Origin of the sequence: Pararhodobacter oceanensis (assembly GCF_003076755.1) — a bacterium.
Lineage (GTDB): Bacteria > Pseudomonadota > Alphaproteobacteria > Rhodobacterales > Rhodobacteraceae > Pararhodobacter > Pararhodobacter oceanensis.
Map to the genome: position 1 here is coordinate 486,262 of NZ_QDKM01000002.1, position 14,927 is coordinate 501,188.

Below are 14,927 nucleotides of genomic sequence, written 5' to 3' on the forward strand. Positions count from 1 at the left end.
TGAGTTTGAAACGGTCTTCCCTTTATTGCGCGGAGAATTACGCTTAACAACCACCAAACCCCGCGACGAGTCGGGGCCAGATTTGCTTGGGGAGGCGTGAATGGCAGAACCGGAACACGGCGCGCGGCAGGAGACCGGCGTCCTGGAGGCCGAGGAGCAGTCGCGCGAGGGGCTCGATAATGAGCGCATTCAGGCGATTCTGGACGCTGTCGAGGCCGGTGACGCACCCGCGGTAATCGCCGAACTGGAGCCGCTGCATGCCGCCGATATCGCCGATTTCATCGAGCAGATCAGCAGCCAGCAGCGGCGCGCATTTCTGGCGCTTTCGGCCGATCAACTCGATGGCGATGTGCTCTCCGAGCTTGAAGAGGGCGTGCGCGAAGAGGTGATCGAGGCGCTCCCGCGGGAGGCGCTGGCCGAGGCGGTGCGCGAGCTTGATACCGACGATGTGGTTGATATCCTTGAAGATCTTGAGGATATCGATCAGGCCTATATCCTCGAGACGATGGAAAGCGACGACCGCGCGGCGGTGGAGTCGTCGCTGGCCTGGCCCGAGCATTCCGCCGGCCGCCTGATGCAATCCGAGACCGTGGCGGTGCCGCAGGATTGGACCGTCGGCGCGGCGATTGACTTCATGCGCACCGAGGACTGGCTGCCGGATCAGTTCTACCACGTGATCCTCGTCGATGAGCGGCACCGGCCCAGCGGCTATGTCACCCTCGGGCGGCTGTTGTCGGCGCGCCGCGCGATGGCGCTGTCGGAACTGGTCGAGGAGAGTTTCCTCTCGGTCGAGGCTACCGAAGAGGAAGAGGAAGTCGCCCATCTGTTCAACAAATATCACCTGATTTCGATGCCGGTGGTCGATCAATCCGGCCGTCTGGTCGGTGTGATCACAATTGATGACGCGATGGCGGTGCTGGATGACGAGCATGAAGAAGACATGCTGCGGATGGCCGGTGTGAATGAGGAAAGCTCGCTCTCGGACCGTATCATCGACACCGCCAAGGGCCGGTTTTTATGGTTGTTTATCAATCTGATCACCGCGATCTTCGCCTCTCTGGTGATCGCCCAGTTCGAGGATGAGATCAGCGCTCTGGTGGCCTTGGCGGTGCTGATGCCGATCGTCGCTTCGATGGGCGGCAACGCCGGCACCCAGTCGATGACGGTGGCGGTGCGGGCCTTGGCGACGCGCGAATTGACTGGCCAGAACACCCGCCGCGTGATCTGGCGTGAGCTGGCGGTGGGGATGATCAACGGCTCGGCCTTCGGTCTGATCATGGCGGTGGTCGCGGGCTTCTGGTTCGGTCTGCCGATGCTGGCGGTGGTGATCGCGCTGTCGATGTTCGCGACCTTGGCCTCGGCGGCGCTCTCGGGGATTGTGCTGCCGGTGATGCTGGACAAAATGAAGGTCGATCCGGCGCTGGCCTCGGGGCCCTTTGTCACAACCGTCACCGATGTGGTCGGTTTCTTCGCCTTCCTCGGGCTCGCCTCTGTCATGCTGCTGTAAGGTAACAGGGCGGGCGAGATGAAGATCGACGGGCAGAAAACCGCAGCGCGCAAGCTGGCGTTTGCGGCGCGGAAAGCGGCGAAATCCGGGGCGCGCGATGCCGCCGCGCAGGCGCAATTGGCGGCGGCTTTGGCGCCCTATGCGCAGGACGCGCTGGCGGGCTATATGCCGATCCGCACCGAGGTTGACCCGCTGCCGGTGATGGCGGCGCATGCGGGCGTGGTCGGCGTGCCGGTGATCCGTGGCGCGGGCCAGCCGCTGGAGTTTCACCGCTGGAGCCATAGCTGCGCGCTGGTCGATGGCCCCTTTGGCGCGCAGGTGCCCCGTGACGCCGAGGTGATCACCCCGCGGGTGGTGATCGTGCCGCTGGTCGGTTTTGACGCGCAGGGCTACCGTCTGGGCTATGGCGGCGGGTTTTATGACCGCACGCTGGCCCTGTTGCGGGCGGCGGGGCCGGTGCTGGCGCTGGGCTATGCCTTTGATGCGCAAGAGTTATCGCAGGTGCCGATTGACCAATATGACCAGCGGCTTGACGGCATTGTCACCGAGAGCGGCCTGCGCCGCTTTGGCTAGGCCGCAGCGCAGGCGTCGGGTGCAGCGCTTCCGAACCCTTCATCGTTAACTCCCGCGGTTCATCATTAATCGCGGGTGTTAACCGTTAATCCGTGCAGACGGTCTCGCGCTGTCCGGCGCTGGTAAACACCTCTTGGCAGCCAAAGATCGGCTGCATCGGCGCGCAGGTCCGCGAGCGCGCCAGACAGGCGCCTTCGCAATCGCTGGCCTCATCACATTGCCGCCCGGAATCGCTGGTTTGATAGACGCAGGCATAGGCCTCGGCGCCGCGCGCCATGAACCGCCCGCCGTCGCTGGTGCAGGCGGCGCGCTGGCGGGCCAGCATCGCCCCCGAGGGTGGCGGCGTCACGCGGGTTTCGGGTGCCACGTATTCCGGCGTCGGGCGCGACGGGCCTTCGCTGTCATAAGTCGCGTCGAAATTCGGATTATAGGCCGGTTCCTGCGCCTGCGGCTGGGCGACGGGTGCGGGCGGCGTGTAATAGAGCCCCTGCGGCAGGCCGTTCGGGTCGATCACACAGCCCGTCAGGGCGACCATCGGAAGTATCATCAAGGCGAATGCGGTCAGTAATCGGGTCATATGATCCTCGGTTGGTCAGTTGCGGTGGGCCGTGGTGTGAACTCTCGTTTTTACTGGGTCGAAAAGCGGCGCTCAGGGTGGCGCTCAGGGATAGTCCCCGAGCGCCGCGCAGCGCCGTTCAATAGGGCATCGGGTGGTCTTTATGGGTCTGGTCAATCGCCGCCAGCAACTCATCGGGCAGGGTCAGATCGCGGGCCGGAAGCTGCCGCGCCAGTTGCTCGGCACTGGTGGCGCCAAGGATCGGGATCGAGGTAAACGGCCGCGTGCGGTGCCATGCCAGCGCCATCTGCACCGGATCGAGCCCGAAATCGCGCGCCAGCCCCAGATAGGCGGCGACGGCGTCAAACACCCGCGGGGTCAACCGCCCGCCCAGTTCCGCATTCACCGACCGGCGCGATCCCTCGGGCGTCACATCGCCCGCGTATTTGCCGGTCAACAGCCCCGCCGCCAGCGGTGAAAACGCCAAATTCGGTACCTCTTCCAGCGTGCAGGCCTCGGCCATATCGGTGTCGAATAACCGGCACAGCAAGGAGTATTCATTCTGCACCGTGGCCACCCGCGGCAGCCCTTCGGCTTCGGCAATCGCGCTCCATTGCGCCAGCCCCCAAGCCGATTCGTTGGACAGGGCAATCGCGCCGATCTTGCCCTCTTCGATCAGCGCCGCCGCCTCGCGCAGCACCTCGGTGATATGGGCGCGGACCTCTGCTTTGCCCGTCGGCGGTTGGAAATTCCAGTTCTTGCGGAAATGATACGAGCCGCGATTGGGCCAGTGAAGTTGGTAAATATCAATATGGTCGGTCTGCAACCGCGCCAGCGCCTCTTCGACCGCAGAACGCAGCCGCGCCGCCCCGATCATCGGCGCGCCGCCTTCGAACACACCGGCGCCCTCGCCACTGATTTTCGAGGCGATCACCAGCCGGTCGCGCCCGCCTTTGGCGTTCCACGCGCCGATAACGCGCTCGGTGGCGCCGCGTGATTCGATGCGGATCGGATTGACCGGATACATTTCGGCGGTGTCGAGAAAATCCACCCCGTGTTCAAGCGCCATATCAATCTGGCGATGGGCGTCTTCAAGCGGGGTCTGATGGCCCCAAGTCATTGTGCCCAAACAAAAATCAGGGATCGTCAGGGCGGTATCGCGAAGCGTGTATCTGGTCATTCCATATTCCTTATCAGCCCCGCAGCCTAGCGGTTTCAGAGTGAAAAACAAGAGAAGCGGAATTGAGAACATAGCGCGAACATGCTAGGGTGAGGCATGAAGGATCACCCCGAACAGCCCCCTCAAAGCCCCCGTTCCAGCGCCGGGACCACTGCGGCCGCCGACCCCAAGGCTGACCCCAAAGCCAACCCCAAACTCGCCCGCGCCGCGCAGCTTATGGCCGAGCTGAACGCCGCCGCAGGCCGCGATGACGGCCCGCCGCCCGCGCCGCTTTATCCTTTACAGCCGCTGCAAGATGTCGCCTTGGCGCGCGGGCGGGTGCATGAATTCACCGGCTCCGCGCGGCGCACATTGGCGGCGCTGGCGGTGGGGGCGGCGCAGCCCGAGGGACCGGTGATCTGGTTCCGGCCGGCCTGGCGCAGCGATGGGTTTTACCCCTACGGGCTGGCCACATTGATGCAGGATCCCAGCGCCCTGATCATCGCCAAGTGCAAACGTCCGGTCGATGTTTTGTGGAGCATGGAGGAATCCCTGCGCTCGGGCTGTATTGCGCTGGTCATCGGCGAGATCGCCGAAGCGCCGGACCTGCGGCAGGTGCGGCGGCTGCATATGGCGGCGGATGAGGGGCTGATGCGCAACCGGCAGGCGGGCCGCCACGCGCCCGCGCCCTTGGGGGTGATGCTGGGTCATGAGACCGCGCGCAGTGCCATCGCGGGGGTCGAAAGCCGCTGGTCGCTGCATCACATGCCGCCCGATCCCGCGCTGCTGCGGCCCGCCGCGCCGCGCTGGCGGCTCGGGCGGCAATTGCAGCGCGGACAGCCGCCCAAAGACTGGGAATTGCGCCTGCACCCGCCACCGGTGGGCAGCGCGGAGGCGAACGGCCCATGGCGCCCGCAGGTGCTGGCGCTGTAAAGCGGCAGGCCGTGTCACCCGCCAAACGCTTGTAATGGCGGGAAAACTGGCGCTATGATCCCCCCATGGACAGTCTGACCCTCTCGCTATTGCTGGCGCTGGGCGCCGGCAGCACGATCCCGCTCGGCGCGCATCTCGCCAGTGTTGAACATATCCGCCAGCGCTGGCTCGAGGATGAATTTCGCCATTCGGTGATCGCCTTTGGCGGCGGCGTGCTGATGGCGGCGACGACGCTGGTGCTGGTGCCCGAGGGTATTCATGAACTCTCGATGCTCTGGGTGATCGTATCCTTCACCCTTGGCGGGTTGGGGTTTTTCCTGCTCGACCGGCTGATCGCGCAAAAGGGCGGATCGGTCTCGCAATTGATGGCGATGCTTTTGGACTTCATCCCCGAGGCGATTGCGCTCGGTGCGGCGCTGGCGCTGGGCAAGCCGACCGGCATCTTGCTGGCCTTCCTGATCGCGGTGCAAAACCTGCCCGAGGGTTTCAACGCCTTCCGCGAGATCAAGGCCAGCGGCGCGCACCGCAAATCCACCATATTGATCAGCTTCTGGGCGATGATCCTGATCGGCCCGCTCTGCGCCTATCTCGGCCATGAGGTGCTCTCGCAGAGCCCGCAGTTACTGGGCGCGATGATGTTGGCGGCGGCGGCGGGGATCATCTATCTGACCTTCAAAGATATCGCCCCGCAGGCCGAACTCGAGGCCCATTGGGCGCCGCAACTCGGCGCGGTGATCGGCTTTCTGGTCGGCCTCATCGGCCATATGCTGACCCTCTAGCGCTCGGGCGGGGTCCAGTCCTTCTCCATCCCCGCATCATTGCGCCGCAGCCGCAGCGCCAGACCGACCGCCACGCCGACGCCGATTGCCACCGTCAGATCGACAAACACCGTCAGCAGCAAGGTTAACACCAGCAGCACCTGATCCGAGCGCCGGTCTTGCAGATAGCCGCGCCATTTATGCGGCTCGCTCATATTCCACGCGGTCAGGATCAGCAGACCGGCCAGCGCCGGCATCGCCAGATAACCGGCCAAGGGCGCCGCCACCAGCATCACCAGCAGGATGGTCAATGCATGCACGATCCCCGCCACCGGCGTTTTGCCACCGGCGCGGATATTGGTTGCGGTGCGGGCAATCGCGCCGGTCGCGGGCAACCCGCCAAACAGCGCCGAGCCGAGATTGGCAAACCCCTGCGCCAGAACTTCGGCATTGGGCCGGTGCTGCCCGCCGATCATCTTGTCGGCCACCATCGCCGAAAGCAGCGATTCGACGCTGGCCAGAAAGGCGATGATAAACGCCGAAGGCAGCAATTCGACCAGCCGCGCGGCGCTGATCTCGGGTAGGGCGGGCATTGGCAGGCGGCTGGGCAGGGGGCCAAAGCGTGACAGAATCGTATCCACCGGCAGCGAGGCCAGCGCCACCAAAGCCGAGGCCAGCCCGACCGCAATGATCAACCCGGGCATTCGCGGCGACAGGCGGCGCAGCGCCACGATCCCCGCCATCGTCGCCAGCCCGATCACCAGCGCCAGACTGTTCACCGTGTCCCGCGCCGCCCAGAGCGCCTCCATCTTGGCGATGAATTCCGCCGGCACCTGCGCAATCGACAGGCCAAACAGATCGCTCAGCTGGCTGGCGGCGATGATCACCCCGATGCCGATGGTGAAGCCGTTGATCACCGGTCCCGGCACAAAGGCCACCAGATTGCCCGCCCGCAACAGCCCCGCGAGCAGCATGATACCGCCGGCCATAAACGTCGCCAGCACCAGCCCGTCATAGCCGTAATCGGCAATCACGCCGAAAACGACAACGATAAACGCCCCCGTCGGCCCACCGATCTGCACGCGGCTGCCGCCGAGAAACGAGATCAGGAAACCGGCGACAATTGCCGTCACCAGCCCTTTTTCCGGCCCCGCGCCCGAGGCTATGGCAATCGCAAGGCTCAGGGGCAGGGCGACCATCGCCACCGTCACCCCCGCGACCAGATCGCTGGCGAATTGCTGGCGGTCATAGGTTGCCAGCGTCGAGATCAGTTTAGGTTTCATGGCGTTAAGATTTCCCTAAATCGCGCAAAGTGCAAGCATCTGCGACACTTAGGCCGGTGCTCAGGCCGTCACTTAGCCATTCATCTAAGCGTCTTGACCGAATCACCTCGCGGAGTTACTAAGGCAAATGGCTAAGTTGGACCCCGCCCTCGACCTCTGTTTCGCCGCCCTCGGCGATCCGACCCGCCGCGCGATCCTGCAGCGGCTGGCGCGCGGCGAGGCCAGCGTCAGCGAACTCGCGGCACCGCATGACATGGCGCTGCCCTCTTTTATGGGGCATCTGCGCAAACTTCAGGACGCAGGGCTGGTGATAAGCGAAAAACGCGGCCGCACGCGGATCTGTGCGCTCGCCCCCGAGGCCTTTCTGCCCGCGCAACACTGGCTCGAGGCGCAGCGCGCGCTCTGGCAGGGGCGGCTGGACCGGTTCGATGATTACGTGACCCAATTGGCAAAGGACGCAGAGACATGACCACTTCCCAAACCGCCGCCGATCTCGCCCGCGATCTCGATCCCGACACCGACCTGAGCTTCACCCGCATCCTGCAAGCGCCGCGCGAACTGCTGTGGCGCTGCTGGACGACGCCCGAACATATCACCCAATTTTTCATGCCCGCGCCGCATAAAGTGCTGGCCTGCGAGATTGATCTGCGGGTGGGCGGGCGCTTCAACACCAGCTTCGAGGTCGAGGGCTATGTGATGGACAATAAGGGCGTCTGGCTGGAGGTGATCGAGGGGCGGCGGCTGGTCTTCACCGATGCCTATGCCGAGGGGTGGAAACCCGCGCCCGACCCCTTCATGACCGCGATCATCGACTTTGCGGATGCGGGCGAGGGGGCGACAAGCTACACCGCCACCGCGCGGCACCGCTCACCCGAGGCCCGCCAAACGCATGAAGATATGGGGTTTTTCGACGGCTGGGGCACAGTCTGCACCCAGCTTGAGGCCTATGCCCGAACGCTGCTCTAGCGCACGGCACCGGCAACCAGCGGCGCAAACTATCTGTTGGGGGCGAAGCCGTATTAGCGACGTTGCCCTCACACCAAGAGGCGAACCCCGTCAGCGCGGCCATACTTACAGCCGCGCCAGCGCTTTGCGCAAATCTTATCCCGAGAACGCCTCGGGCCGTGCCTCGCGCGCCATATGGTCAAGCACCGCATTGACGAATTTCGGCTCGCGACCATCGGGGAAAAACGCCTGCGCGATTTGGACGAATTCGGTGATCACCACCCGCGGCGGGGTGCCCGCGTCGACCAATTCGGCACCGGCGGCGCGAAACAGCGCTCGCAGGGTCGGGTCAATCCGCGCAATCGGCCATTTGGCGACCAGCGCACGGTCGGTCATCTGGTCGATCCGTGCCTGATCATCGACCGCACGGTCGACGGTCTTGCGAAAATGCTTCAGATCCGCCTCGACCCATGTCTCGCCCTCGGCTTCGGCGCCGATGCGGTGGGTCTCAAACTCCACCCGCACCTGTTCGACGGTCTGCCCCGAGACCTCCATCTGGAACAGCGCCTGCACGGCATAGAACCGCGCCGCCGAGCGCATCGCGCGTTTGTCGGTGGGAATGCTCATACGCTGTCGCCCCCTTTGGCCAACTGGCTGTCCTTGGGACGAAAACCGATGCCCGATTTCACCCCGCCCCAGCGCCGTGCCAGCGCCACCAGATGCAGTGCCGCCGCCGCCGCGCCGCCGCCTTTGTCCTGATCTTCGGGATCGGCGCGCACAACCGCCTGTTCCATATTCTCGACGGTCAGAATGCCGTTGCCCAGACAGGCGCCCTGCATCGACAACAGCGTCAAACCGCGCGAACTGTCATTGCACACCGTGTCATAATGCGTGGTCTCGCCGCGGATCACGCAGCCAAGCGCGACAAACGCGTCAAAATCCGACATGCGGAACGCCTGACCGATGGCGGCGGGCACTTCCAGTGCGCCGGGCACTTCGATCAACTCATGCGTCGCACCGGCGGCCTCAAGCGTGGCGCGGGCGCCCTTGATCATCATATCGGCAATGTCGCGGTAATAGGGCGCAACGACGATCAGCGCGTTGACCGGCTTGTCGAATTCAGGCAGCGGCAGGGTATAGTGACTGGCTCCGGCCATGTCTCACTCCTTGGGAATGGGGCGGGTGCCCGCGATGTGCAGCCCGTAGGCCTCGAGTCCGACGACCCGCGGCGTGGGCGAATTGGTGATCAGCGTCAACTCATGCAGGCCGATGGCGGCAAGGATCTGCGCGCCCAGCCCGTATTGACGCAGGGTCTGCGGGCTGGCCTCATCATTGAGCGAGAGCTTCATATGGGTATCACGCAGCAAGACGACAACGCCGCGACCGGCTTCGGCAATCACCTTCATCGCGCCGCGAATATCGCCCGAATGGCCGTCACCGATGCCCAGAATATCTTCCAGCGGGTCCATCGCATGCATCCGCACCAGCACCGGCTCCGGCGCGGTCAGATCGCCCATCGACAGCGCGATATGCTCCGAGCCATGGGTCTGGTCGGTGAAAATCCGCATCTCCCAGTCGCCACCATGGGCCGAGGTGACCATCCGTTTCGCGGTCTCGCGCACCAGATTGTCATGACGCCGCCGGTAGGCGATCAGATCGGCGATGGTGCCGATTTTCAGCCCGTGTTTCTGCGCAAAGCCGATCAGATCGGGCAGCCGCGCCATATCGCCGTCGTCTTTCATAATCTCGCAGATCACGCCCGAGGCATTCAGCCCCGCCAGCCGCGAGATATCCACCGCCGCCTCGGTATGACCGGCACGCACCAAGACCCCGCCCTCACGCGCGCGCAGCGGGAAAATATGCCCCGGCGTGGCGATATCGGCGGCGTTTTTCGTCGGATCAATCGCCACCGCGACAGTGCGCGCGCGGTCATAGGCCGAGATGCCGGTGGTCACGCCTTCGCGCGCCTCGATGGAAATGGTGAAGGCGGTCTCATGGCGCGAGGCGTTATTCGTCGACATCAGCGACAGGCCCAGCGCATCAATCCGCGAGCCGGGCAGGGTCAGGCAGATCAGCCCGCGCCCGTGGGTGGCCATGAAGTTGATCGCCTCGGGGGTCGCCATCTGCGCGGGGATCACCAGATCGCCCTCGTTCTCGCGGTCCTCATGGTCCACAAGGATGAACATCCGGCCATTGCGCGCGTCGTCGATGATCTCTTCGATGCTCGAGATCGCCTCACGCCAGTTTTCTTCCACCGGACCCGGCTTTTCGTATTCCATCCGCCACTCCTGTCGCTCTGACGCGTCAAATAGCGCATGGGGGGCGCGGGCGAAAGGGGCAGGCGTCGAATGCGTCGCGGCGAAACGCCGCTTAATCGGCGCTTAACCAGTGTGGTGCAACCTCAGGCGGTGCGCAAACGGGCTAAACCGGATTGGGCAGCGGCCTGCCCTGTTTATGCGCCAGAGCATTCGCCACGGCCATCAGCCCCATCTGGCTGCGCACTTCCAGCGCATTGGTGCCCAGATGCGGCAGCAGCACCGCGTTCTCGCAGGCAATCAGCCGTGCGGGCACCTCTGGCTCGAATTCATAGACATCCAGCCCCGCGCCGCCAATGCTGCGCGCCTCCAGCGCCGCGATCAGCGCCGCTTCGTCAACAATATCCCCGCGCGCGATATTGATCAGCAGCGCATGGCTTTGCATCGCCGCCAGCGCCTCGGCATTGATCATATGATGCGTTTCCGGCGTGGCGGGCGCGGCAATCACCACGATATCCGAAGACGCCATCAGCGCGTGCAGATCCGTCATCCCTTGCGCCTCCGGCAGCTCCGGCAAGTCGCGCTTGCTGCGGGTGACATAGCGGATCGCCATGCCGAAACCGAAATGCGCGCGTTTGGCAATCGCCTGCCCGATCCGCCCCATGCCGACAATGCCCAGCGTCTTGCCCGACATATGCAGCCCCAATAGCTGCGTCGGATGCCAGCCCTGCCAATCGCCCGCGCGTACCAGCCGCTCACCCTCGGCAGCCCGCCGAGCGGTCATCAGCATCAAGGTCAGCGCCAGATCCGCCGTGGCATCGGTCACCGCACCCGGCGTATTGCTCACCGCAACCCCCGCCGCCCGCGCCGCCGCCACGTCGATATGGTTATACCCGACGCCGAAATTCGCCAAGAGCTTGGCGCGCGGCGTGGGGCAGGCGGCAAAGACCTCCGCCTGAAACCGGTCGCCCAGCGTTGGCAGGATCACGTCAAACTCCCGCAGCGCCGCCAGCATTTCGTCATGGTCCATCGGCAGATTGCTGTCGCGCACGGTCACGTCAAATTCCGCCCGCGCCGCGTCGAGCACCGCGTCCGGCAGGGGCCGTGTGATTAGCAACCGCATCAGCACAGCCGCGCCCCATCGGGCGTCGCGCGCTCGGCTCCCGCCAGCACCACCGCGCCCGCCTCATTGTGCAGGCCAAGCACCAGCACCTCTGACATAAACGGCCCGATCTGGCGCGGCGGGAAATTCACCACCGCCAGCACCTGCCGCCCCAGCAACTCCTCGCGCCCATACAAATCAGTGATCTGCGCTGACGAGCGTTTCACCCCAATCTCCGGCCCGAAATCCACCGTCAGCTTCCACGCCGGTTTGCGCGCCTGCGGGAAGTCCTCGACCGCCGTCACCGTGCCGACGCGGATATCCACCTTCATGAAGTCATCAAAGGAAATCGTCTCAGTCACCGTCATTGCCCCAACTCCCGCGACCGATCCGCCGCCGCCTGCACCGCACGGCTCAACAGCGCCGGAAACCCGCTGTCTTCATCCATCAGCACCGCCAGCGCCGCCGCCGTGGTGCCATTGGGCGAGGTCACATTGACTCGCAACTGCCCCGGCGCCTCGTCGGCCCCTTCGGCCAGCGCACCAGCCCCCGCCACCGTCGCCCGCGCCAGTTGCAGCGCCAGATCCTCGGATAACCCTTGCGCCTCACCCGCCGCCGCCAGCGTTTCGATCAGGTGGAACACATAGGCCGGACCCGAGCCCGAGACCGCCGTCACCGCATCCATCTGCGCCTCATCCTCCAGCATCACCGTCTGGCCGACCGCGCCCATCAACACCCGTGCCAGCTCCAAAGCGTCCGCCGGTACATGCGCGTTGCCGATCAGCGCGGTGATCCCGCGGCCCACTGCGGCGGGGGTGTTCGGCATTGCCCGCACCACCGGCGTGCCCGCGCCCAAAGCGCCCTCGATTGTCGCCAAGGAGGTCCCCGCTGCGACCGAGACAAACACCGTGCCGCCGCCACCCAACGCCTGCAACGCGGGCAGCGCCTCGCCCATCATCTGGGGTTTCACCGCCAGCAGCGCCATCGCCGGTGTCTCGGGCATGCCTTGGTTGATCTTGACGCCGGTGGATTTCAGCCAGTCCGAGGGCATCGGATCGAGCACATAGACCGACGCCGGCGCGACCCCGTTCTTCAGCCAGCCCTCGAGCAGCGCAGACCCCATCTTGCCGCAGCCCAGCAGCACCAGACCGCCCGCGTTCAAATCACTCAAATCCATGGTAAACCCCCGTAATTTCGGGGGCAGGTTAGGCGCGCCCGTAGGCCTGTGCAATGGCGAGTTTCAACGCATCCTCGGGCGCACGATCCGCCCAGGCGACGAGTTGAAACGCCGGATAGAACCGCTCACAGGCGGCCACTGCAGTCTGGATCATCTGGTCGATCTGCTCGGGCGCGGCGATCTGCCCGCCGGACAGCAACAGCCCGTAGCGCCAGACCATCAGCCCCTGCGCCGCCCAATAGGTAAAGCCACCCGACCAGACCATATCATTGGTCAGATTGAGCGCCTCATAAAGCTCGGCCATCCGCGCTTCGGGCGGCTCCATCTCGAAGGTGCAAATCAGCCGCAGAGTCTGATCGGGGCTGGACCATGCCAGCGTCAGCGCGTATCCGCGCCATTGGCCCTCAACGGCCATCGCGATCTGATCATCCCCGACGCGGTCGAATTCCCACGCGTGATGGTGGGCCAGCGTCTCGACAATGTCGATCGGGTGGATATCGTCGCTCAGGGTATAGTCCGCGGACAGGGGCATGTCCTGACCTTCTCTGATCTAGCCTCAACAATCGCCGCCCCCACTATACATTGCGGGGTTCAGCAAGGTGCGGCGGTGTCTCGTTACCGCTCTTACTAGATATGGTGGGCCAAAACCGAAAGCCTGTAAAGGAAATTTTCTTGTGGATAAGGTGTTTGCGGCGCTTTGCCGGTGCATTTCACCCGCATTTTGGCGCAGGCGGGCGGGGTTCCGCCGGTCGCGCCGCTCAATCCTAGCGTGTTCGGGGCTGCGGCGATATCACCCGTGGCGGCGCATGGGGCGGATTTGCTATACTCGCGCTCTCAGGAGGTAATTATGGACGAGAAGATCACCGAGCAGATCCCCACACGCGCGCCCTATCACAGCGGCGAGGCGCATGCCGATTCGGAGCGCCCGCGCTTTGGCCTGCCGCGTCTGGTGCGGGTGTATTTCACCCAGATCGCCATCGGTTTCGGCCTCTCGGCGGCGTTTGTCGGCCTGCTGCTGGGGTTTGACGTGGCCAATCTGCGCTCGCTGATGCTGTCCACCCAAGGCGGCGCCATCGCGGGGTTTTTGCTGTTTTTCTTTAACGGGCTGGTCTTTGCCGGTGTGCAATTTGCTATCACCATCATGCGCATGGCCGAACCAACAGACAGGCCTCCGCACAGCGGCCTCAAGGCTTGGACGTTGTCACAGCGCGCGCAGAAGATCGCGATTCCGGTGCCAGTCAAAGAGCCGCATCAACCCTCCGCACAAGCCGACAAAAACCGTTAAAAGCTGGGATAAGGTGGCGGGCCCGCAGCGACCGTATCGGGCGTAAATTTCCCGAGAGCCTGACTATATCAGGTGGGCGCCAGATGCTAAGGCCAGGACCAGAGCAGAGCCAGCTCCCTCGGAAATGCTTATCGGCCACTGGAAAAGTGCCGTCCTCGGGAAGAGCAGAACCCGCCAAGAGGAAATCTAGGCCCGCAGGGGCGGGGTTTCAAGGGGCGAGGGCGGCGGCAAGTGCAGAATTGCCGCGATATGCCAGTCGCGCCATCGGCAGATTGATCGCCTGAAATTTTTACCCGCCAAAGCCTCGAATCCCGCGCCCGATCCGCTAGATTGGGGCGATGGATGAGCCAATTTTGCAACCCGGCCAGCGACTGGCGCGCGGTGTCTGTCGCCTGCTGCGAAGTCATAATTTCGCCACCCTCGATGAGGTGACGCCGCGCCCCGGTCTGCGCGTCGATGTCATGGCTTTGGGCGCCAAGGGCGAGATCTGGGTGGTGGAATGCAAATCCAGCCGCGCCGATTACACCTCGGACCGCAAATGGGAGGGGTATCTGGAATGGTGCGACCGGTTTTTCTGGGCGGTGCCGCCGGAGTTCCCCACCGAGATCCTGCCGCCAGACCACGGGTTGATTGTGGCCGATGATTTCTTTGGCGAGATCGTCACCATGGCGCCCGCCCATCCGCTGACCGGCCCGCGGCGCAAGGCGGTGACGCTGAAATTCGCCCGAATGGCGGCGCTGCGCCATCACGCCCTGCGCGACCCGCGCCCCTGACACGCGGCGATCTGCACCCCTAACAGTCCGCGCCCGCGCCCTAAGCCCGACCCTAAACGCAATGCGCCCCGCGATCACTCGGCGGGGCGCAATACGTGAAGCGTTGAGACCTCAGCGCAAACCTTAGTCGGTCGCGGCGTCCTCGGCGGCGTCGTCCCCGGCAGCGGCGTCGTCTTCAACCGCAGGCGAGACGCTTTCCAGATAGGCCCACATATCCTCGGCGCCGCGGCGCATGCGGTAGGTCATCGCCGAACGCACCGAATCATCACCCAGATGGTGGCGCAGGAAGGCGGTCGGATCGGTGACATATTCAACGAACAGCTCTTCATTCCAGACCGCGCCGGTTTCGGCATAGGCCAGCAGCGGGTCGGAATAGCCGAAATCGGGGTCAGCCGAGGCCACAGCCGCGCCCGGAATCCCGTAGAGATTCGGCGCCGAACGTCCGCCGCGCTGGATCTGGTTGCCTTCGTCATCGGTCAGCGCGTGGCAGCTGCGGCAACCGCGCCATTCCCGCTCACCCGCGGCCGGATCACCGGCGAAAGCTGCGGTTCCCGAAAGCCCCATGGTCAGGGCGGCGAGTGTGGAGAGTGCGGCGTTTTTCAACATGATGGCTCTTTTCCT

At 64.5% G+C, this 14,927-nt stretch carries 19 protein-coding genes; 8 read left to right on the top strand and 11 right to left on the bottom strand.

Features of this window, described 5'->3' with window-relative positions; all coding sequences use genetic code 11:
• The first annotated feature begins 100 nt into the window (after nt 1-100).
• Both mgtE and DDE20_RS06690 read left to right on the top strand, forming a co-directional pair.
• Nucleotides 101-1,507 (top strand): magnesium transporter, encoded by a 1,407-nt coding sequence (gene mgtE, locus DDE20_RS06685; RefSeq protein ID WP_116557675.1) that lies wholly within the window; start codon nt 101-103, stop codon nt 1,505-1,507.
• A gap of 18 nt (nt 1,508-1,525) precedes the next feature.
• Complete coding sequence (locus DDE20_RS06690; RefSeq protein ID WP_116557676.1) at nt 1,526-2,080, top strand: 5-formyltetrahydrofolate cyclo-ligase; 555 nt, start codon at nt 1,526-1,528, stop codon at nt 2,078-2,080.
• 85 nt (nt 2,081-2,165) lie between these two features.
• Here the strand turns inward: DDE20_RS06690 and DDE20_RS06695 are convergent, their stop codons facing one another.
• Nucleotides 2,166-2,657, bottom strand: coding sequence for a hypothetical protein (locus DDE20_RS06695; RefSeq protein WP_116557677.1), 492 nt, complete (start codon nt 2,655-2,657; stop codon nt 2,166-2,168).
• A gap of 118 nt (nt 2,658-2,775) precedes the next feature.
• A complete protein-coding gene (locus DDE20_RS06700; protein ID WP_116557678.1) occupies nt 2,776-3,816 on the bottom strand; it encodes an aldo/keto reductase in 1,041 nt (346 codons plus the stop codon).
• Nucleotides 3,817-3,912: 96 nt separating this feature from the next.
• Between DDE20_RS06700 and DDE20_RS06705 the strand changes: the two genes are divergently transcribed.
• Together DDE20_RS06705 and DDE20_RS06710 are read left to right on the top strand one after the other, a co-directional pair.
• Complete coding sequence (locus tag DDE20_RS06705) at nt 3,913-4,728, top strand: ImuA family protein (RefSeq protein ID WP_205961627.1); 816 nt, start codon at nt 3,913-3,915, stop codon at nt 4,726-4,728.
• A 65-nt stretch (nt 4,729-4,793) separates the two neighbouring features.
• On the top strand, nt 4,794-5,507 hold the full coding sequence (locus DDE20_RS06710) for a ZIP family metal transporter (RefSeq protein WP_116557679.1): 714 nt from the start codon (nt 4,794-4,796) through the stop codon (nt 5,505-5,507).
• On the opposite strand, the gene DDE20_RS06715 is transcribed toward DDE20_RS06710, so the two are convergent.
• On the bottom strand, nt 5,504-6,769 hold the full coding sequence (locus DDE20_RS06715) for a SulP family inorganic anion transporter (RefSeq protein ID WP_116557680.1): 1,266 nt from the start codon (nt 6,767-6,769) through the stop codon (nt 5,504-5,506). The genes DDE20_RS06710 and DDE20_RS06715 overlap by 4 nt on opposite strands.
• Before the next feature lie 127 nt (nt 6,770-6,896).
• On the opposite strand from DDE20_RS06715, the gene DDE20_RS06720 reads away from it, so the two are divergent.
• Nucleotides 6,897-7,238: an ArsR/SmtB family transcription factor gene (locus tag DDE20_RS06720; protein ID WP_116557681.1), complete on the top strand. Its 342-nt coding sequence runs from the start codon at nt 6,897-6,899 to the stop codon at nt 7,236-7,238.
• The gene (locus tag DDE20_RS06725; protein ID WP_116557682.1) at nt 7,235-7,735 is read left to right on the top strand and encodes an SRPBCC family protein; all 501 of its coding nucleotides are present in this window, start codon (nt 7,235-7,237) and stop codon (nt 7,733-7,735) included. The genes DDE20_RS06720 and DDE20_RS06725 overlap by 4 nt, the downstream gene beginning before the upstream one ends.
• A gap of 135 nt (nt 7,736-7,870) precedes the next feature.
• On the opposite strand, the gene nusB is transcribed toward DDE20_RS06725, so the two are convergent.
• From nusB to DDE20_RS06760, 7 genes are all read right to left on the bottom strand, one after another.
• On the bottom strand, nt 7,871-8,341 hold the full coding sequence (nusB, locus tag DDE20_RS06730; RefSeq protein WP_116557683.1) for a transcription antitermination factor NusB: 471 nt from the start codon (nt 8,339-8,341) through the stop codon (nt 7,871-7,873).
• Complete coding sequence (locus DDE20_RS06735) at nt 8,338-8,871, bottom strand: 6,7-dimethyl-8-ribityllumazine synthase (protein WP_116557684.1); 534 nt, start codon at nt 8,869-8,871, stop codon at nt 8,338-8,340. The genes nusB and DDE20_RS06735 overlap by 4 nt, the downstream gene beginning before the upstream one ends.
• A 3-nt stretch (nt 8,872-8,874) precedes the next feature.
• Nucleotides 8,875-9,993, bottom strand: coding sequence for a 3,4-dihydroxy-2-butanone-4-phosphate synthase (gene ribB, locus DDE20_RS06740; protein ID WP_116557685.1), 1,119 nt, complete (start codon nt 9,991-9,993; stop codon nt 8,875-8,877).
• 142 nt (nt 9,994-10,135) lie between these two features.
• Nucleotides 10,136-11,092 carry a 2-hydroxyacid dehydrogenase gene (locus DDE20_RS06745; protein ID WP_116557882.1) on the bottom strand — a complete coding sequence of 319 codons (957 nt, stop codon included), beginning with the start codon at nt 11,090-11,092 and terminating at the stop codon, nt 10,136-10,138.
• Nucleotides 11,092-11,439 carry a tRNA-binding protein gene (locus DDE20_RS06750; protein ID WP_116557686.1) on the bottom strand — a complete coding sequence of 116 codons (348 nt, stop codon included), beginning with the start codon at nt 11,437-11,439 and terminating at the stop codon, nt 11,092-11,094. Before DDE20_RS06750 ends, DDE20_RS06745 begins: the two co-directional genes overlap by 1 nt.
• Complete coding sequence (proC, locus tag DDE20_RS06755; RefSeq protein WP_116557687.1) at nt 11,436-12,248, bottom strand: pyrroline-5-carboxylate reductase; 813 nt, start codon at nt 12,246-12,248, stop codon at nt 11,436-11,438. The genes DDE20_RS06750 and proC overlap by 4 nt, the downstream gene beginning before the upstream one ends.
• Before the next feature lie 28 nt (nt 12,249-12,276).
• Nucleotides 12,277-12,780, bottom strand: a complete 504-nt coding sequence (locus tag DDE20_RS06760) for a type III secretion system chaperone family protein (RefSeq protein WP_116557688.1) — start codon at nt 12,778-12,780, stop codon at nt 12,277-12,279.
• A 315-nt stretch (nt 12,781-13,095) separates the two neighbouring features.
• Here DDE20_RS06760 and DDE20_RS06765 point away from each other — a divergent pair, with 315 nt between their 5' ends.
• A complete protein-coding gene (locus tag DDE20_RS06765; RefSeq protein WP_240607872.1) occupies nt 13,096-13,533 on the top strand; it encodes a hypothetical protein in 438 nt (145 codons plus the stop codon).
• Between the two features lie 338 nt (nt 13,534-13,871).
• Nucleotides 13,872-14,306, top strand: a complete 435-nt coding sequence (locus DDE20_RS06770; protein WP_116557689.1) for an MmcB family DNA repair protein — start codon at nt 13,872-13,874, stop codon at nt 14,304-14,306.
• Between the two features lie 123 nt (nt 14,307-14,429).
• Here the strand turns inward: DDE20_RS06770 and DDE20_RS06775 are convergent, their stop codons facing one another.
• Nucleotides 14,430-14,912 (bottom strand): c-type cytochrome, encoded by a 483-nt coding sequence (locus DDE20_RS06775; RefSeq protein ID WP_116557690.1) that lies wholly within the window; start codon nt 14,910-14,912, stop codon nt 14,430-14,432.
• Between the last annotated feature and the right edge of the window lie 15 nt (nt 14,913-14,927).